Origin of the sequence: Formosa sp. Hel3_A1_48 (assembly GCF_001735715.1) — a bacterium.
In the GTDB taxonomy this organism is placed as follows: Bacteria; Bacteroidota; Bacteroidia; order Flavobacteriales; family Flavobacteriaceae; genus UBA3537.
Genome location: NZ_CP017259.1, coordinates 1,772,969 through 1,790,093 on the forward strand (window position 1 = coordinate 1,772,969; position 17,125 = coordinate 1,790,093).

Below are 17,125 nucleotides of genomic sequence, written 5' to 3' on the forward strand. Positions count from 1 at the left end.
CTCTTAAGTGACGATAAAATTAGTAATGTTATGAATATCAAATCTTTAAGCGACGCCCAACTCGTTCGTAATTATATTTCAGGTGAAGAATCTGCACTGTCCATATTAATTAATAGACACCAACAGCGTCTTTATGGCTTTATTTTTTCAAAAGTTTATGACCGCGATGTAACAGAGGATATTTTTCAAGATACTTTTATCAAGGTAATTCGTACACTAAAAAAAGGGAAATACAACGAACAAGGAAAATTCTTACCATGGGTAATGCGCATAGCGCACAATCTAATTATTGATTACTTTAGAAAAAATAATCGAATGCCTAAGTTTAAAAATAATGGTGACTTTGATATTTTTTCTGTTCTTTCTGATGGAAGCTCTAATGCTGAACATAAGATTATTCACGGACAAATCACAAATCATGTACGTTTACTATTGGAGGAATTACCTCAAGATCAAAAAGATGTCATCAAAATGAGGTTGTACCAGGATATGAGCTTTAAAGAAATTTCCGACAATACAGGAGTGAGTATTAATACGGCACTGGGGCGTATGCGTTATGGACTTATTAATTTGAGAAAAATGATTGATAAGCACAACATAAATTTAATAAATGACTAGAGTGTAAAATATATTTTAATTTTTTGCGTTAGTTTTAAAACAATACAAACAAAAATGGCGCATGGAAAAACTTTACACTGAGCAACCCTCAAATTCTGAACAACTTAAACCGAGGGAAGAAACGGTTAATTTTCTTCTTAATTATTCGAAAGCACTCAAAATTATACCAATTGGTTCATTAAATTTTGAGACTTTTATAAACTAAACTTTGTTTTATTAAAAGCCCTGGATAAGTTCAGGGCTTTTTTGTGCTGTTTAATACTGATTTTCGCCCAACTGTCTTTGTGATTAGATCATTTTCCAAATTCCAACCCCTTGCTGGCGAGTATTCACGACCATACCATATAATTTGCAGATGCAGGTCGTTCCAAAGTTCTTTTGGGAACAATCGTTTGGCATCTTTTTCGGTTTGTGTCACGCTTTTTCCATTGGATAAATTCCAACGGTACATAAGTCTGTGAATATGTGTATCGACAGGAAAAGCAGGCACACCAAAGGCCTGTGCCATGACCACACTAGCGGTTTTGTGTCCTACAGCAGGTAGGGCCTCTAGAGCTTCAAAACTTTGGGGAACTTCTCCGTTGTGTTGTTCAATCAAAATTTGGGACAAACCATAAATCCCTTTGCTTTTCATTGGTGAGAGCCCACAGGGGCGGATGATGGTTTTTATGTCTTCAACGGACATTTTAACCATGTCGTAGGGGTTATCGGCCTTGGCAAAAAGTAACGGAGTGATTTGATTGACGCGAACATCGGTACATTGTGCTGAGAGCAATACCGCAATAAGCAATGTATAAGGATCCTTGTGATCCAATGGTATTGGAATTTCAGGGTAAAAATTATTTAAGGTTTTTATAACAAAATTTACCTTTTCTTTTTTAGTCATTCGATTATCTTTGTACATATCAAAGATACTAAATATGACTACATTACAAATTGGCGACAAAGCCCCTGATTTTCAAAGCATTAATCAAGATGGAAACGCCGTAAGTTTATCCGATTTTAGCGGCAAAAAGTTGGTGCTTTTCTTTTATCCAAAAGCGAGTACTCCAGGCTGTACTTTGGAAGCATGTAATTTAAGCGATAATTACAGTCGTTTTGTTGCGCATGGGTATGATGTTTTAGGCGTTAGTGCCGATAATACAAAACGTCAATCTAACTTTAAAAACAAATTTGAATTTCCCTATGATTTGTTAGCTGATGAAGATAAATCAGTCATTAATGCTTATGGCGTTTGGGGCCCAAAAAAGTTTATGGGTCGTGAGTATGACGGCATACACCGCATTACATTTGTGATTGACGAGAAGGGCATTATTGAGAATATTATCACCAAGGTTAAAACTAAAGAGCATACCGCGCAAATCTTGTAGTAAATTTTAGATTTTAGTTACTTCGCTGGAACCTCTTTTTCAGAAAACCCGAACAACTGTTGCTCTTTAATCATGTTGGAAACCACAGACGGTAGTAGGGGTTCCCAACCATCCTCTCCTTTGGCAATCATTTTGAGTACCTTTCGGGAGAAGATATTCAATATTTCGGGTCTGTAGTTTTTAATATCAACAAGTTTACCAGTGTATTTAAAGAATTTATACAATTCCTTCATCCTTGGATGTACTTTAAGATTTTCACTAGTGATCAGGGTTCCTTCCTCACTAAGCATGGGGTAGAGGTATACTTTCAAATCTTTGTGGAAAAGCTTACCAAATGCTTCTAAGATCCCCCCTGAAAGATGACGATAGTATTTTTCATCAAAAATATCAATAAGGTTGTTTACACCCATAGACAATACCATTCTTTTCTTGGAGTATAAATTGAAGTATTCCACTAATTTATAGTACTCTTGAAAATTAGATATAAGAACGGTCTGACCTAGAGAACAAAGTAATCTTGCACGGTCCATAAAATCCTGTTCATCAATTTCACCACCAGATGCTCTCAAGTTTGATAGTGTGATTTCAAAAACGACTTGGGTTTTTTCAGGATCCACTTTGTTTTCTTTTTTAAACATTTCAAAAGAGTTTTCGTACATGTCAACATTAACTCTAGTGACAGGTCTAAAACTTCCTCTGAAGGCCAAAATATTCTTTTTGTACAACACACGCGCAGGTAAAACGTTATTCCCATCTGGAGCGAACATAACGGCATCGGTCATACCATTTTTTACAAGCTGTAAACTCATCAAGCGGTTGTCAACCTCTTTAAATAAAGGCCCTGAAAAGTTAATAGTATCAATTTCAAGCTGATCTTTGCTGATATGATCATACAGGTAGCGCAATAACTTCTTGGGCATATTGTGCTTGTAGAAAGCACCATAAATAAGGTTAGTACCTAATTTTCCAAGAGTCTCTTGTTGCAATCGAGCATCATTTTCTTTAAATCGTACATGAAGTATAATTTCATTGTATGCTTGGCTTGGATCAATTTGATATTTGATTCCAACCCATCCGTGTCCTTTGAAGCGTTTTGCAAAAACGATTGTAGTGACGGTATTCGCATAGCTGAAAAACATCTTATTGGGTTGGTCTTTTCTTGGAATACGTTCTTCAATGAGTTTTACTTCATGAGTCAACATCTTTCTAAGCCGGTTTTCAGTTACATAACGCCGGTCGCCTTCAACCCCGTAAATAGCATCACTAAACTCCTTGTCGTAGGCAGACATGGCTTTTGCGATTGTTCCTGATGCCCCACCTGCACGGAAAAAGTGGCGCACGGTTTCTTGACCAGCACCAATTTCAGCAAAGGTCCCATATATGTTTTCGTTGAGGTTTATACGTAAAGCTTTGTCTTTGAGGGACGGTACGCTTTCAATTTTAGCATCTCCTTTTAACGTTATTTCCATCTTTACAGTCTGAAATTCATGAGTTACACAAAGTTAGAATATTAACCAACGTAACAAAAAAAAATACTCTATTTTTGTAAAAATTTCATACAAATTGAAGGTTACTTTCCTAGGAACTGGCACATCTCAAGGTATTCCCATTATAGGAAGCACTCATCCTGTGTGTTTGAGCACTAACCCAAAAGACAAACGTCTGCGGGTTTCTGTATTGATAGAATGGGATGATTTATCTGTTTTAATAGATTGTAGTCCTGACTTCCGTCAACAACTCCTTAGAACGAGTTGCACTAAAATTGATGCTGTTTTATTTACTCACGAACACAATGATCATACCGCAGGTTTAGACGATTTACGGCCTTTTTATTTTCGTCAGGGCAACTTGCATATTTATGCCCATGAGCGTGTACTGAATGCATTAAAACAACGATTTGGTTATATTTTTAAAACAGAAAATAAATATCCTGGGGTGTTGTCCTTAGAAACACATTCTATTCAAAATAAGTTCTTCTACATAGGTCAAAAAAAAATATTACCTATTGAAGTTTTTCACCATAAACTTCCTGTTTTTGGATTTAGAGTTGGTTCTTTTGCATACATCACTGATGCTAAAACTGTTTCGGACACAGAGCTGGATAAGCTCAAAAACCTAGATGTTCTAGTTGTCAATGCACTTCGCATAGAACCACATTTATCACATTTTAACCTTGAGGAAGCTTTAGCATTTATCGAAAAGGTAAGTCCAAAAAAAGCATATTTAACCCATATAAGCCATCATCTTGGTTTCCATGATGAGGTCCAAAAAACTCTACCCCAATCAGTTCATTTAGCCTATGATCAATTAGAAATTTATTTATAGATGAAATCAAAATTCCTCACTTACGCCTTCCTTTTTACTGTCTTGGTAGTCGTTTTTCAGTATGTCAACTCAAAACAAATTATAGATAAATATGAAAAAGACATTAAAATCTATAAAGATAGAATTGAACAACTCGAAGTACAAAATTCAGAGCTGGAATCGAAGCTTGAACTAATTTTAGAAGATTAAACCCTTTCTATAAGCCATTTTCTAAACTCAAAAAAGTTTTGTGGCGCTACGCCATGACCCACAGGAAATTCACTATACTTGTGTTTTATCCCTTTCTCTGTCAAAAAATTTGGTGTTTCTCTCGCCCAATCTACTGGAATAACTTGATCAGAACTTCCGTGTGAGCAATAAAAATCAAGATGACTAAAATCTTTTTTTGTTCGATCTTCTTCAATAAATTCCTCACATACATAACCGCTTAAACCTATAACATTTTTAATTAACTCAGGATGATTAATAGCCAATGCCATACTCAAGATACAACCTTGACTAAAGCCCAATAAGCTCACGTTATTTTTATCAAGATCATATTGGGTACATGCTTGCTCAATACAGCTAACAATGATTTTCATCGCCTCCTGAGCTTGTTCAACATCGTTCCATTTGTTTTGCTGTGCATCAAAATTTATCGCATACCATGCATTACCATAAGGTTGAAGTTTGTGGGGTGCTCGCAAGGAAAGAATAAATAGTTCGTTCGGGAGTTCATCGGCAAAAGAAAATAAATCATTTTCATCACTTCCGTAGCCGTGTAAAAGGACCAAAAGTGGTGCATTTTTTTTTATTAGCGATGGTCTTATTTTTGCGTGTAGGGGAAGTTGTTTTGCGCTCACCTAAAATAAATTTTTAAAAATATTTTGATATAACTTTCCAACTAAGGGTACTGGAGTTTTTTTTCCGGCAAGCGCAGTCGAAATTCCATAAAAAATTAAAACTGCAAAACAAATCCAAAATGAAAAGGTTATCATCCAACTGTCAAAATTACCAATTATATATCCTAAAGAAAAAAAGCTCAACCACAAGCCAAGAGATTGTCGGATGTGAAAACTTATTATTTCATTCTTCCGCTCTTTGTTGGTCAGATATGCAATGAGCAAACCAATGAGGTATAAATAACTCACGAATGCCATATTTTTTTCTGAATTCATTTTAATCAATTAATTTCTCAAAGCACATAGGTTATTCCCTAATATTCCATAAACTGTTCCTTTAAGACGTTGACCAATAAATAGAGAGTTTTTAGACTTAGATGATATACATGAGTTGCTAAATGTATAGGTTGGACTGGGATTAAATAAGGTGATCTGACAAGGATTTCCAACCTCTATGGGATGATTATCAATTCCAAATCGATTTTTACCAGCGGTGAGCAGTTCGATGGTTTTTTTTGTAGAAAAAATAGAGTTTAGTGCTCCGAAGGCACTTTCTAGCCCAATTGTTCCGTAGGCCGCAAAATCAAATTCTACTTTTTTCAGTTCAATAGATAGGGGGTTATGATCTGACGTTACCATATCAATGGTACCGTCTTTAACTGCTGTGATAAGCGTTTTCACATCCTCTTGTGTTCTCAGAGGCGGGTTTACTTTGAAGTTTGTGTTGTAATTTTCTAGAGATGAATCAGTGAAAATTAAATTATGAATTGGAACGCTACAACTCACATCCAGCCCTTTTCGTTTAGCTTCACGGATAAGCGCTACTGATTTTGAAGTCGAAATGGTAGGAATATGCAAACAGCCCCCTGAGTATTCTAAAATAGCAAGATCTCGCGAAACTTGTAATTCTTCTGCAAGGTTTGGGCTTCCTTTTAAGCCTAACTTAATGCTTGTGGTTTGTTCATTAATAACCCCTGAACCCGCAATTTTTTGATCTAGAGGAAAAGATTGAACAAGTCCCCTAAAACTCGCTGTATATTGCAAGGCAATTTTTAAAATGTTAGGGTTGTCAATAGGTTTTTTATAATCCCCAAATGCCACAGCTCCAGCCTTAAACATATCGTAAATTTCAGCAAGCCTAGTTCCTTTTGCACCTTCTGTAAGTGCTCCGATTGGATGAAGTTTCGTTGCTGTTTTTTCTGATTTGTTTTGAGCAAAGGCCACATCCGAATGACTGTCAATTACTGGAAATGTATTTGGATTAAGCGCTACGTCAGTAAACCCAGATTTTGCTGCTGTTGCCAACCCATTTTCGATAGTTTCTCTATCTTCAAACCCTGGTTCACCAAAAGACACACTACTATCGAACCAACCTTGTGAAACGTGAAGGTTATCCAATTTAATAACTTGATATTGGTGGGGGTTTTTTACAGAATCAGCTATTTGACTTATGCATCCATTTTCAACTAAAATATCTTGTGTTTTATTGTGAAAATCACTTTTTGAATCAAGAATGGTAGCTGATTTTATAAGTACGTTCATTTAAAAATTTTTAAGATGAGCATTTCTAAAGCCAAAAATATTAGCGCAAAAATAACAAACCATTTCCATAAAGCCTTAATGTTTACGGTACTTTTTACAATATCCAAACTGTTTTGTATTGATTCAACTATTGAATCTGCTGCAATTTCTACAATGTTTATGTACTGCAAAACACTTTCATCACGTGCGTAATTGAAACTCAAATATTGTAAAGTATCGCCTTTGTGGTGTAAGGCATAATGTCCCGCTTTATTTGGTCGATTTTTAGTGGTTATTTGTTGTTTTGAATTTTGTTTTTGTTGTAACGGAATAAAACTTTCTTCCTTATTGCTTATGCGCAACACAACATCTCTACCTAATCTTCTTTTAGAGTCTATCTTGTGTTCATCTCCTATGCTGTATTGTACTTTAGGAATTTTAAAACTCGATGTTCCGATGCTATAAAAAGTAGGCACAACCAGGGGCGAGTATATGAAGTTTGAATCGTCACTACTTATGTTTGAGGCAAAAATAAATATATTTTCGTGTTGCACTAAAAAAGGTGTGTCATCTTGAAAGTACAACAAGGTATTGGCGGTTTTGTTTAAGCCATAAGAATTGGTTGCTTTTGGGAATTCAAAATTCTTTACTTTGTCCTCAAAAGCAGCAGTATAGATCGGATGATCAAAATTTATTTTGGTGATCTTTTTTTCAATTTTTAGTGAATTAGTTTTTAAAATATTTTGCACATTAAATAAAGGGCTGTAAGAAGAAAGTTCGCTAGAATTTGAAGGAATTATAACAATATGGCCTCCAGATTCTTTATAACTTTTTAAACTAAGTTGCAGCGCTTCAGGAATACGTTCAAGTGCATCCAGCACAATCAAATCTTGTTTTGGAATGTCAGTATACACTGTTTGGTTTACATTTTGGAAATTATAGATAAATTCATCTTTAGTATAGATGCGTGGTAAATAGGTGTTTGTTTTTTTGCCAATTGCCAGTACACTGATTCGCTTTTGCTTGACTATACTGAAGTAATATTCATCATCAAAACTGAGTCCGTTATCGTCTAAAATGAGTTTACCTTTATCGATTTCTCGCTTTGGGACATAAATTGACGTGCTGTACTTATTACTTTTTTTTAATGTTGATTTTCCAATAAGTTTTTGATCATCGTAAACACTAAGCGTTATGTTTTCATTTTTGCCAGTACTGCTGTTCGCTTTTATGTCTAATTTGTATTCATCAGCAAGAGCTGAAATTTCAAGTTTTTCAATAAAATTATTTTCAGGATTTAAAGGTTTTTTTTGAATTAAAATCAGCTTATACCCACTATCTCTCTTCACTTCGGTAATAGGGGAGTTGGTAGACTGAAAATCAGAAATTACAATAAAAAACTTTGGATTATTAGCCTGATCAGAGAACATCATTTTCCCTTTAGAAAGGATGGTTTTAATATCCAGTTGCCGCTGTGTGTAATCCATATCCAAAAGTTCATTTTGCAATGCATTAATTGTTGTATTTTGGTATGTTTTTGTATTTGTGAAAATATTAATTTCCTGATTATGATCTAGATGGGTTATGATATCTTGAATTGAGCGTTCCAATAGCATTCCTTTTGAATCTACAGCCTGCATACTGAAAGAGTTGTCCAGATAAATAACTAGTTCTGGTCTTATCTCTTTTGTTTTTAGATTTGAAAAGTAGGGCTGCGCAAAGGCCATAATAATACAGCTAAGCGCTAATAATCTAAGACTTAAAACCAACCATTTTTTAAGAGTTGAACTTCTGCGCGTTTGCAGTTTAATGATTTTTAAAAATGCAAGATTTGTAAACTCTTGAATTTTGAATCGCCTTAGCTGAAATAAATGCACTAGGATAGGGATGATCAGTGCGCTAAGAGCATATAAAATTTCTGGATGTGCAAATTGCATTTAATAGTTGTTTTTCGAATGTAAATATAAATCCCTTATGTGAAGAAAAAGTAATCTTTCATGTGTTTTTTATTTTGTTGATTAAAATAATTAACCATAAATTCTTGAGCATTTTCATTAGCCACAGTAATGATGCTTTGGCTTTTGTTTATTTCTGACAAAGTGGCCCACGGTTTAAGAATTTTTCCATATATATTTTTTCCAATTTTTTTTGGATTATCGCAGATCCATTCGAACGGAATTTTTATTTTTAAAAGTAAAGCGGCTAATTTTTTGCCTTTTTTACCAGCGCCCCACACCACCAGTGTCTTGGAATGATCGTAGGACAATTCTAAAAAGTATTTTAATTTTAAGTCAACGAATGAATTCTCCGCGTAATTAGGACTTGTTCTGGATGTACGAACGGCATAATCGCGCCAACGGTGAAGTATGTTTTTTGATGGAATACACTTTAAACCAAATTTAAAAAACCGAAAAGCCAAATCGTAATCTTCAGGGTAAATATTGGATTGAAAACCTCCACACTTATCAAAATCCTCACGATGTACCATCCAACACGGCGAAGGAATGACACATTCCTTATAAAGTTCATCAAAGTTACACCCTAATGATATTAGCTTGTTGAGCCATTTTTCATAGCGTTTATAACCATCATTCACCCCTTTTTCTGAAAAATATTCAACCAAACCTAAGGCTATGTGCCCCTTGCCCTTTGTATATAAATCGAGCTGCATTGCATGAAGTTTTTCAGGCATCATAATATCGTCACTATCCATACGAGTGATTAAATTTCCATTGCAATCACCATAAGCCGTGCACAAAGCAGTAATAATTCCTGAGCCTTTATTTTTTAAACACTTGATTCTAGAATCATTTTTCGCATAATTTTGAACAATTTTTGCGCTATTATCTGATGAATGGTCATCCACAAAAATTGCTTCCCAATCCGAAAATGTTTGATTTAAAATAGAATCGATACACTCTGGCAAATAGGCCGCAGTATTTTTAAAAGGGATTAGTACACTAATTTTGGCTGGCATTAGTACTTTGCTGCTTTTCCATCAGCGGAGGATGCTTTGATAAATGCTCTCAAATCCTCGTTGGATTGAATCAAGTCTTCGTTGCGCAAATACATCATATGTCCACTTCGGTAGCCTTTAAATGATAGACGATCTTTCATTTTTCCACTTGGGTCTATTTGAGACAAAGTATATTTTGCACTAAAATAAGTTGTAGCTCCATCGTAATAACCAGATTGGTTAAGTACTTTTAGATATGGATTTTGTGCCATCGCCAAGCGTAAATCGTCTCGAGTGTTATCATTTTCGTTATTCCAAGGTTGAACAGAACCAAACATATTGTATTTTAAGTCTGTCACAAACTTTAGTTCATTTTTGATGTAATGATTTATTGCCGGAGTGAAAGAGTGCAGCCACGAAGTCAACTCAGCACTGTAATCAGGACTAGTTCCCGATTCCTTTTTGTCAATTCCTAAATAGCGAGAATCCAACCGTCCGATTGTTTGACCTGTTTTCTCGCGCAGTAACTCTTTCCAAAAAAAACGATTGGGTACATCCAAATTATGTTGTAAAATAACTTTTTGACTTAATCCAGAATAGAGCGCCATTTTTTCGCTAATTTTCATTTTTTCCTCATCGCTTGCAAATCCACCTTTGGCTAAAGCTGGAATAAGATCATTAATTGTGAAGTTTTCTATCTCCGGTAAAATTTCTAAAAGGTCCTTAGATTGAAGATCATCAGGCAGCATTTTGTGATACCAAGCCGCTGCGGCATAGTAGGGGAGATTGAGCGCTGAGGAAACCGGCCCACCAACACGAAGAGTTTTATAATCGGCTGGTGAAACCAAAATAACTCCATTGAGGTACATCCATTGATTTTGCTGTAAGGCCAACGAAAGCCCCATGACGCGTGTACCACCATAACTCTCACCAATAATGTATTTTGGGGATTCCCAACGATTTTTTCGTGTTACAAAAGTGTTGATCCATCCAGAGAGGTAGGCAATATCTTCATTTATGCCAAAAAACTGACTGCGATCAGGCATTTCTCCATCTTGATTTGGCACCATGCGTGAATAGCCCGTATTAACAGGGTTAACAAATACGATATCGGCAACATCTAGAATTGAATTTGGATTACTTTTGAATCCGTAGGGTTGCACTGGATACCCTTCGTCATCTACATTCAAAATCCTTGGACCGGTATAAGCCATATGCATCCACACAGATGCCGATCCTGGCCCACCATTGAATGAGATTATTAAGGGTCGAGAACTTCTATCTTTAATGTTTTCTCGAGTATAATAAGTGTAAAATAGACTGGCGATTACAGTTCCCTCTTTATCCCATACAGGTTGTGTGCCTGTTTCGGCAGTGTACGATATATTTACACCCTTTATTATAGTTTTATGTTGTGTGGTCACTGTGGTGTCCAAGGGAATCTTAAGCTCTTGTGCAAAGCTCAAGCTTGCACATAAAAGCAATTGAATGATGACGCTTTTTCGCATGGTTTTATTTTTTATGAGCCTATAAAATACAACAATGATTTGACTTCTGAATATTGGGTATGGGAAGTTTATCAAGTCTTATTTGTTATAAACTTATCAGTAATATACGCTAGTATTTTAATCGCTTTTTCTTCTTCACTTTCGTGAACAAAAACTTCCTGATGCCCATAGGTTGTAGGGCCAAAACCTGCTAATCGCGCGGACTCTGTTTCATCCTTGATAACAGCAGTAATACCACAATCTTCTAAATTTTTAGAGATCAACTGAACAATAATAAAACTACCAGCGTAAATCTTAACATACCCCATCTTTAAGTTTTTTATGAAAGATACAACAAAAATTAAGCCATTATTAACATAAAAGTATTTGTGTTTTCTGCTCTATTTTTTCATAGTTACATTATAAATAATGTTTTATATTAGCTAAATAATCTCCAGTACTTCATGGCACTTTCAGCAAAAAAACTCAACCTCTTTCTCGTATTCAACCTTCCCTCAGCTTTCTTATGTGGTGTGCGAGTTAAGCAGATTAATGCATTCGAGTGTCATGTAGGTGTTCGTCATAAATGGATCAATAAGAATCCGTTCAAATCAATGTTTTGGGCGGTACAAGGCATGGCCGCCGAATTGGCTACAGGCGCCCTTATAATTATGAAAATCCAGCAGTTAAATAAAAAGATATCTATGCTTGTTATAAAAAATGAAGCACAATTCACAAAAAAAGCCAAAGGCCGAATTACATTTCGTTGTGCTCAAGGAATGGACATAGATAAAGTCCTCCAATCTGCTATTGAAAGCGGTGAGGGGCAGACCTTAACGCTAAAAGCTGAAGGACGTGACGAGGCAGGAGATGTGGTAGCTACATTCAACTTTATTTGGAGTCTAAAAAGAAAGTTTTAATGTTAAATTTTTTTGAAGTCTTTATATTTTTAACTAGTTTTAAATCACTAAATCACTAAATCACTAAATCACTAAATCACTAAATCACTAAATCACTAAATCACTAAATCACTAAATCACTAAATCACTAAATCACTAAATCACTAAATCACTAAATCACTAAATCACTAAAATACTTGCCTATAAGAAAAACTACTTTAATCCTAAATTTATTAAAATGGCAAGAGCAATGTTTGAGTACACAAAACGCATTCTTAAAAAAGTTAGTTTTGACCCTAATCTATTCTGTACAGAAGTAAAGAAAGCAATGCATTATTTACTTCCTTACGAGATTGAAGAACTTAAAGTATTTGTGGAATCCATGATCAAAAGTAACCCAGAGCTGAGTCGTTGTACCGTATATTTTGTTTAGCGTTCAGCTACGGGGCTAATAATTTCCACATCTTGAAATGCTATAGCCCCTCTAATAATTGCTGAGATGGCGTCGTGGATCGCATTAATGATTTGAATTTTTAATTCGTTTTTATTATAAATCAAACTGACTTCTCGTGCAGGTGAGGGGGGTGCAAAAAAGTGTAGATTATGCTGTTCTTTTTCTTTTAAATCCAATGTATTGAGATAAGGCAAAAGCGTCATGCCCATGCCTTCGTTGGCCAATTTTACCAACATTTCTATACTGCCGCTCTCGAGTTGAAATGATTCATCATCAGCTTTATTCAATGTTTTACACAGATTCAAAACACCATCTCTAAAGCAATGCCCATCCTCAAGCAATAACATATCGTTGATATCCAAATCAGATACTTCGATAGTTTTCTTATTTTTCAACCTGTGATTCGCCGGAATGTAGCCGACAAAAGGTTCATAAAATAATACCCGCTCTTTTATGTTTTCTATTTTTAGTGGTGTGGCAGCAATAGCGGCATCCAAATGCCCATCATTTATGCGTTGAATGATTTCTTCTGTAGTGAGCTCCTCAATCTTTAATTTGACTTTTGGATATTTTTTAATGAAGGTTTTGAGAAACATAGGCAACAGTGTAGGCATGATGGTGGGGATGATGCCCAATTTGAATTCTCCGCCAACAAATCCTTTTTCTTGATCAACAATATCATTTATGCGTTCGGCCTCTGCGACTATATTTTTGGCTTGTGCCACAATTTTACGTCCAACATTGGTAAGTTCAATGGGTTTTTTGCCACGGTCAAATATTTGAACATTCAATTGTTCTTCTAGTTTTTGTACTTGCATACTAAGCGTAGGTTGTGTCACAAAGCAATGCTGCGCCGCTTTGGTAAAGTTTTGATGCTCGGCTACCGCCAAAACATAATGCAATTGGGTGATGGTCATATAATCGTTTTACACAAATGTATAAATTTTATCTATTAATCTTATAACAAGTATAGATAAGTAGAGCCTTTTAGAAAGGTTCTATTTAGTTACGCGATGGGCACTCTAAACTAATTAATGAACCCACGATCACGCATCAGAGCTTCGATCTGTGCATCACGGCCTCTAAACAATCGGTAGGCCTTTGCAGGATCTATAGCGTTGCGCGGCGCAAACAAGTATTTTACGAGTTTACTGGCCATGTCTTCGTCATAAAAACCGCCTTCGCTGTCTGTAAATGCTTCTGCAGCATCGGCTGTGAGGACGTCTGCCCACATATAGCCATAATAGGCCGTGGCATAGCCCTCACCAGAAAATACATGACCAAAGTGTGGTGTACGGTGGCGCATAGGCAATTCTTTGGGCATATCGAGCGCCGCTAAAGTTTCTTTTTCAAAATCCCCTACATCCATACCCTCAGGATCGGCGAGGTGGAGTTTCATGTCCATAAGCGCAGAGGCCAGATATTCAGTAGTACCAAATCCTTGATTGAAGGTGGCCGCTTTTTTAATTTTTGCCACTAAAGCTTTAGGAATGACTTCTCCTGTTTCGTGGTGTACTAAATATTGTGAGATCACTTCATCTGTAGACAACCAGCGCTCCAAAAGTTGTGATTGGAATTCTGTGTAATCGCGTACTCCACCATTGAGTGTTGGATATTTTACGTTTGAAGAAAAGAAGTGTAAGGCATGTCCAAATTCATGGAAAAAGGTAGTGGCATCGTCCCAGGATACAAGAACTGCTTCGCCAGGCGCCGCCTTGATGAAATTTGAATTGTTGGAGGCCAAAACCGTCTTTTTTCCATCAAAAATAGTGTGACTTCTGTAGGTAGTTGCCCAAGCACCAGATCGTTTTCCAGCTCGTGCAAAAGGGTCTAAATACCAAAGTCCAATATGGGCTCCAGAATCCAAATCGGTAACTTCCCAAACCTTTACATCTTCTTGAAAAACAGGGACACTTCCTTCGGGGACAGGTTCAAATTTGTAATTGAACAATCGTCCAGCGACATAAAACATAGCTTCACGGAGTTTGTCTAATTGTAGGTATTGTTTGACTTCGTCGCTGTTGAGGTCATATTTAGCCACACGCACTTTTTCGGCATAGTAGCGGTAATCCCATGGCTCTATGGTGATGTTATCGCCATTGGCATCGGCAATGGTTTGCATGTCGGCCACTTCTTCTGCCACTCTAGAAATTGCTGCAGGCCAAACCGCTTCCATCAAGTTTAAGGCATTTTCAGGAGTTTTAGCCATGCGGTCTTGCAAACGCCATTCTGCATAATTTTTATGACCTAAAAGTTCGACTCTTTCGCGGCGAAGTTTTAAGATTTCAGCGATGATTTCTTTGTTGTCATACTCGTCGTTGTTATCGCCACGAGAATAATAATTGGTCCAAACTTGTTTGCGTAAATCTCTTTCGGTAGAATAAGTTAAAAAAGGATCCATCGAGGAACGCGTATTGGTGATGGCATATTTCCCTTCCTGCCCTTTTTCTTTGGCTATGGCTGCTGCCGATTTTATAAATCCATCAGAAAGTCCACCAAGTTGATCTTTGTTGAGGTAGGTTACGTAGTTTTCTTCGTCGTGTAGTACGTTGTCCGAAAATTTATTGTATAGTACCGAAAGTTCTTTATCAATGGCCGCATAGCGTTCTTTTTTCTTAGCATCAATTGCCGCTCCACGCATGGCAAATCCTTTGTAAACAAGCTCTACGACGCGTTGTTGGTCGCTATCTAAAGGGTTTTCTTGGGCGTTGTCATAAACGGTTTTAATGCGCTTAAAAAGCGCTTCGTTTTGGTTTATTTTTGAAGAAAATTCAGATAATTTTGGTGCAAGGACAGCTTGAACTTCTCTAAATTCTGGGGAAGACATATTACTGCTAAAAATTCCGTAGTACGAAAAAACACGATCTAAATATGCTCCAGAGCGTTCCATAGCTTCAATCGTATTTTCAAAAGTTGGTGCGGCTTCATTATTGGCAATGGCTTCTATTTCTTTGAGGTTTTCTTCCATGCCATATTCTACAGCCGATTGAATATCAGCAACTTCCATCTTGTCAAAAGCAGGTACACCTCCATAGGGACCTGTCCATTCTTGAAGCAATATATTGTCTTGGTCTGTTGTTGAATTTGTGCAACTTGTACTCAAAATATGGATACAAACTAATAGTAAATAAGTAAAAGGAGTGGTATTTTTTGTGTTCATGATGATTTGTTTTAATCAATTAAGCATTACAATTTATAAAAAATGAATGAAATCTATTCGATGATTTCAATTTTCTTGATGTATATATTTGTTTGTGGCCAATCGCCCTTATCAGTAGGTACTGCTGCGATTTTATCAACCACTTCCATACCTTTAACAACTTTTCCGAAAACAGCATAATCTCCGTCAAGGTTGTGTGCTCCTCCATGTTGTTGAACAATAAAAAACTCAAAAGGTGAGGCCATCTTGTAAGGGTTTGCCACAGCACTACTTGGCATGCTCACCATGCCTCGATCATGTTTGAATCCCTTTTTGTGATCGTTTGGTAACAGATAGCGCCCTATTTTTTTGCGTTTGTTTAATGTTTGTTGATCGTCGCTATTTCCCCCTTGGATGATATAATTATTGATTACTCTGTAAAATTGAGTGTTATTAAAATATTTTTTCTTTGTAAGGTATATGAAATTGGAGCGATGGAATTTTGTCGCTTCGAATAGTTTTATGTCAATCTCTCCAAAATCAGTTGTGATACGAACTTTATTTTCTTTGTGTTTTTTGTCGTATTCTAAGAAGAATTCCATTACATTATCATCAGTTAATAAAAAAGTGGTTTCTTTTATTTCCTCAGGTATTATTTTTTTGGTTTTCTTAGAAATGGCAGTTTGTTTGGACACTACATTATTCTTTTCAGATTTAGTATCTTGACAGCTACAAAAACAAATTAAAAGCAATAAACAATAGCGCATACAATAAACAGTGTTTTTTTTGAATTCAGAAATATATGAGATTTGATGCATTTTCTAAAATTATATCCGCACTAAATTCTTTGCCACTTCCGGGAATTGATGCACAGTTGATCATGGCGCCTCCTTTTAGAGCGGAATTATTACAACAAAATAAGCTGTTAAAAAAGAATGCAAAGCCAGCTGCTGTTCTTGCATTATTTTATCCCGATCGTACAATGAATACTAATCTTGTTCTAATTGTACGCAAAACCAGTTCAGGAGTTCATTCAGCACAAGTGGGTTTTCCTGGTGGTAAACCTGAACTTTCAGACCAGAATTTAGAAGCAACTGCAGTTAGAGAAACCTGGGAGGAGATAGGGGTGTCAAAAGATCATATTAAATTGTTGTTTCCGTTAACTGAGCTTTACATCCCACCGAGTAACTTCATTGTTTTTCCATTTGTCGGCATGACGGCTACGACACCGAATTTTAAACTTCAGCCCTCCGAAGTGGAATCCATTATAGAAGTTCCGTTGAACGATGTATTGGATGATTCGAAAAGAATTTTTACATTGGTTTCAACATCTTATGGTTCAAAAGTAAAAGTACCTGCTTTTAATTTTGATGGGCATATTGTTTGGGGTGCAACGGCCATGATTTTGATGGAATTAATCCATTTATTGAATTCAATTTTAAAAAAATAGCTTAGGTTTGCATTTCTATTTTGAT

20 protein-coding genes are annotated in these 17,125 nt (G+C 36.1%); 8 read left to right on the top strand and 12 right to left on the bottom strand.

Going from position 1 to position 17,125, the window contains the following annotated elements; all coding sequences use genetic code 11:
- Nucleotides 1–30 precede the first annotated feature (30 nt).
- The gene (locus FORMA_RS07965) at nucleotides 31–618 is read left to right on the top strand and encodes an RNA polymerase sigma factor (protein WP_069675163.1); all 588 of its coding nucleotides are present in this window, start codon (nucleotides 31–33) and stop codon (nucleotides 616–618) included.
- 61 nt (nucleotides 619–679) lie between these two features.
- A complete protein-coding gene (locus tag FORMA_RS09345; RefSeq protein ID WP_197500756.1) occupies nucleotides 680–823 on the top strand; it encodes a hypothetical protein in 144 nt (47 codons plus the stop codon).
- 30 nt (nucleotides 824–853) lie between these two features.
- Here the strand turns inward: FORMA_RS09345 and FORMA_RS07970 are convergent, their stop codons facing one another.
- Nucleotides 854–1,504 carry an endonuclease III domain-containing protein gene (locus FORMA_RS07970; RefSeq protein ID WP_069675487.1) on the bottom strand — a complete coding sequence of 217 codons (651 nt, stop codon included), beginning with the start codon at nucleotides 1,502–1,504 and terminating at the stop codon, nucleotides 854–856.
- Between the two features lie 34 nt (nucleotides 1,505–1,538).
- Between FORMA_RS07970 and bcp the strand changes: the two genes are divergently transcribed.
- Nucleotides 1,539–1,988: a thioredoxin-dependent thiol peroxidase gene (bcp, locus tag FORMA_RS07975; protein ID WP_069675164.1), complete on the top strand. Its 450-nt coding sequence runs from the start codon at nucleotides 1,539–1,541 to the stop codon at nucleotides 1,986–1,988.
- Nucleotides 1,989–2,005: 17 nt separating this feature from the next.
- Here bcp and FORMA_RS07980 read toward each other — a convergent pair whose 3' ends face one another.
- A complete protein-coding gene (locus FORMA_RS07980) occupies nucleotides 2,006–3,457 on the bottom strand; it encodes a nicotinate-nucleotide adenylyltransferase (protein WP_069675165.1) in 1,452 nt (483 codons plus the stop codon).
- Between the two features lie 94 nt (nucleotides 3,458–3,551).
- Between FORMA_RS07980 and FORMA_RS07985 the strand changes: the two genes are divergently transcribed.
- Nucleotides 3,552–4,313 carry an MBL fold metallo-hydrolase gene (locus tag FORMA_RS07985; protein ID WP_069675166.1) on the top strand — a complete coding sequence of 254 codons (762 nt, stop codon included), beginning with the start codon at nucleotides 3,552–3,554 and terminating at the stop codon, nucleotides 4,311–4,313.
- Nucleotides 4,314–4,502, top strand: coding sequence for a hypothetical protein (locus tag FORMA_RS07990; protein ID WP_069675167.1), 189 nt, complete (start codon nucleotides 4,314–4,316; stop codon nucleotides 4,500–4,502). It abuts the gene before it with no gap.
- Here the strand turns inward: FORMA_RS07990 and FORMA_RS07995 are convergent.
- The 7 genes from FORMA_RS07995 to FORMA_RS08025 form a co-directional block, all read right to left on the bottom strand.
- Entirely contained in the window at nucleotides 4,499–5,155 is a 657-nt protein-coding gene (locus FORMA_RS07995; RefSeq protein WP_069675168.1) for an alpha/beta hydrolase, read from the bottom strand. The two genes, FORMA_RS07990 and FORMA_RS07995, sit on opposite strands and share 4 nt — an antisense overlap.
- On the bottom strand, nucleotides 5,156–5,470 hold the full coding sequence (locus FORMA_RS08000) for a hypothetical protein (protein ID WP_069675169.1): 315 nt from the start codon (nucleotides 5,468–5,470) through the stop codon (nucleotides 5,156–5,158). It abuts the gene before it with no gap.
- 9 nt (nucleotides 5,471–5,479) lie between these two features.
- The gene (locus FORMA_RS08005) at nucleotides 5,480–6,736 is read right to left on the bottom strand and encodes a dihydroorotase (protein WP_069675170.1); all 1,257 of its coding nucleotides are present in this window, start codon (nucleotides 6,734–6,736) and stop codon (nucleotides 5,480–5,482) included.
- On the bottom strand, nucleotides 6,733–8,652 hold the full coding sequence (locus FORMA_RS08010; RefSeq protein WP_069675171.1) for a BatA domain-containing protein: 1,920 nt from the start codon (nucleotides 8,650–8,652) through the stop codon (nucleotides 6,733–6,735). The genes FORMA_RS08005 and FORMA_RS08010 overlap by 4 nt, the downstream gene beginning before the upstream one ends.
- 35 nt (nucleotides 8,653–8,687) lie before the next feature.
- On the bottom strand, nucleotides 8,688–9,692 hold the full coding sequence (locus FORMA_RS08015) for a glycosyltransferase (RefSeq protein ID WP_069675172.1): 1,005 nt from the start codon (nucleotides 9,690–9,692) through the stop codon (nucleotides 8,688–8,690).
- Entirely contained in the window at nucleotides 9,692–11,179 is a 1,488-nt protein-coding gene (locus FORMA_RS08020; RefSeq protein ID WP_069675173.1) for a S10 family peptidase, read from the bottom strand. Before FORMA_RS08020 ends, FORMA_RS08015 begins: the two co-directional genes overlap by 1 nt.
- A gap of 71 nt (nucleotides 11,180–11,250) precedes the next feature.
- Nucleotides 11,251–11,487 carry a putative signal transducing protein gene (locus FORMA_RS08025; protein ID WP_069675174.1) on the bottom strand — a complete coding sequence of 79 codons (237 nt, stop codon included), beginning with the start codon at nucleotides 11,485–11,487 and terminating at the stop codon, nucleotides 11,251–11,253.
- A 135-nt stretch (nucleotides 11,488–11,622) separates the two neighbouring features.
- Between FORMA_RS08025 and FORMA_RS08030 the strand changes: the two genes are divergently transcribed.
- Both FORMA_RS08030 and FORMA_RS08035 read left to right on the top strand, forming a co-directional pair.
- Nucleotides 11,623–12,078: a DUF4442 domain-containing protein gene (locus tag FORMA_RS08030; RefSeq protein ID WP_069675175.1), complete on the top strand. Its 456-nt coding sequence runs from the start codon at nucleotides 11,623–11,625 to the stop codon at nucleotides 12,076–12,078.
- A gap of 217 nt (nucleotides 12,079–12,295) precedes the next feature.
- Nucleotides 12,296–12,490: a hypothetical protein gene (locus FORMA_RS08035; protein ID WP_069675176.1), complete on the top strand. Its 195-nt coding sequence runs from the start codon at nucleotides 12,296–12,298 to the stop codon at nucleotides 12,488–12,490.
- On the opposite strand, the gene FORMA_RS08040 is transcribed toward FORMA_RS08035, so the two are convergent.
- The 3 genes from FORMA_RS08040 to FORMA_RS08050 form a co-directional block, all read right to left on the bottom strand.
- Complete coding sequence (locus FORMA_RS08040) at nucleotides 12,487–13,428, bottom strand: hydrogen peroxide-inducible genes activator (RefSeq protein ID WP_069675177.1); 942 nt, start codon at nucleotides 13,426–13,428, stop codon at nucleotides 12,487–12,489. The two genes, FORMA_RS08035 and FORMA_RS08040, sit on opposite strands and share 4 nt — an antisense overlap.
- Before the next feature lie 110 nt (nucleotides 13,429–13,538).
- On the bottom strand, nucleotides 13,539–15,671 hold the full coding sequence (locus tag FORMA_RS08045; protein WP_069675178.1) for a M3 family metallopeptidase: 2,133 nt from the start codon (nucleotides 15,669–15,671) through the stop codon (nucleotides 13,539–13,541).
- Nucleotides 15,672–15,724: 53 nt separating this feature from the next.
- A complete protein-coding gene (locus tag FORMA_RS08050) occupies nucleotides 15,725–16,345 on the bottom strand; it encodes a peptidylprolyl isomerase (RefSeq protein WP_231924984.1) in 621 nt (206 codons plus the stop codon).
- A 107-nt stretch (nucleotides 16,346–16,452) separates the two neighbouring features.
- Between FORMA_RS08050 and FORMA_RS08055 the strand changes: the two genes are divergently transcribed.
- A complete protein-coding gene (locus FORMA_RS08055) occupies nucleotides 16,453–17,100 on the top strand; it encodes an NUDIX hydrolase (RefSeq protein ID WP_069675179.1) in 648 nt (215 codons plus the stop codon).
- Nucleotides 17,101–17,125 lie beyond the last annotated feature (25 nt).

Bases quoted from the DNA above. Each gene is read 5' to 3' on its own strand.
- FORMA_RS08045 (WP_069675178.1), bottom strand. From the start codon at position 15,671: ATGAACACAAAAAATACCACTCCTTTTACTTATTTACTATTAGTTTGT.
- FORMA_RS08040 (WP_069675177.1), bottom strand. From the start codon at position 13,428: ATGACCATCACCCAATTGCATTATGTTTTGGCGGTAGCCGAGCATCAA.
- FORMA_RS07965 (WP_069675163.1), top strand. From the start codon at position 31: ATGAATATCAAATCTTTAAGCGACGCCCAACTCGTTCGTAATTATATT.
- FORMA_RS08010 (WP_069675171.1), bottom strand. From the start codon at position 8,652: ATGCAATTTGCACATCCAGAAATTTTATATGCTCTTAGCGCACTGATC.
- FORMA_RS08020 (WP_069675173.1), bottom strand. From the start codon at position 11,179: ATGCGAAAAAGCGTCATCATTCAATTGCTTTTATGTGCAAGCTTGAGC.
- FORMA_RS08035 (WP_069675176.1), top strand. From the start codon at position 12,296: ATGGCAAGAGCAATGTTTGAGTACACAAAACGCATTCTTAAAAAAGTT.
- bcp (WP_069675164.1), top strand. From the start codon at position 1,539: ATGACTACATTACAAATTGGCGACAAAGCCCCTGATTTTCAAAGCATT.
- FORMA_RS08005 (WP_069675170.1), bottom strand. From the start codon at position 6,736: ATGAACGTACTTATAAAATCAGCTACCATTCTTGATTCAAAAAGTGAT.
- FORMA_RS08000 (WP_069675169.1), bottom strand. From the start codon at position 5,470: ATGAATTCAGAAAAAAATATGGCATTCGTGAGTTATTTATACCTCATT.
- FORMA_RS09345 (WP_197500756.1), top strand. From the start codon at position 680: ATGGAAAAACTTTACACTGAGCAACCCTCAAATTCTGAACAACTTAAA.
- FORMA_RS08015 (WP_069675172.1), bottom strand. From the start codon at position 9,692: ATGCCAGCCAAAATTAGTGTACTAATCCCTTTTAAAAATACTGCGGCC.
- FORMA_RS08025 (WP_069675174.1), bottom strand. From the start codon at position 11,487: ATGGGGTATGTTAAGATTTACGCTGGTAGTTTTATTATTGTTCAGTTG.
- FORMA_RS08030 (WP_069675175.1), top strand. From the start codon at position 11,623: ATGGCACTTTCAGCAAAAAAACTCAACCTCTTTCTCGTATTCAACCTT.
- FORMA_RS08055 (WP_069675179.1), top strand. From the start codon at position 16,453: ATGAGATTTGATGCATTTTCTAAAATTATATCCGCACTAAATTCTTTG.
- FORMA_RS07990 (WP_069675167.1), top strand. From the start codon at position 4,314: ATGAAATCAAAATTCCTCACTTACGCCTTCCTTTTTACTGTCTTGGTA.
- FORMA_RS07970 (WP_069675487.1), bottom strand. From the start codon at position 1,504: ATGACTAAAAAAGAAAAGGTAAATTTTGTTATAAAAACCTTAAATAAT.
- FORMA_RS07980 (WP_069675165.1), bottom strand. From the start codon at position 3,457: ATGGAAATAACGTTAAAAGGAGATGCTAAAATTGAAAGCGTACCGTCC.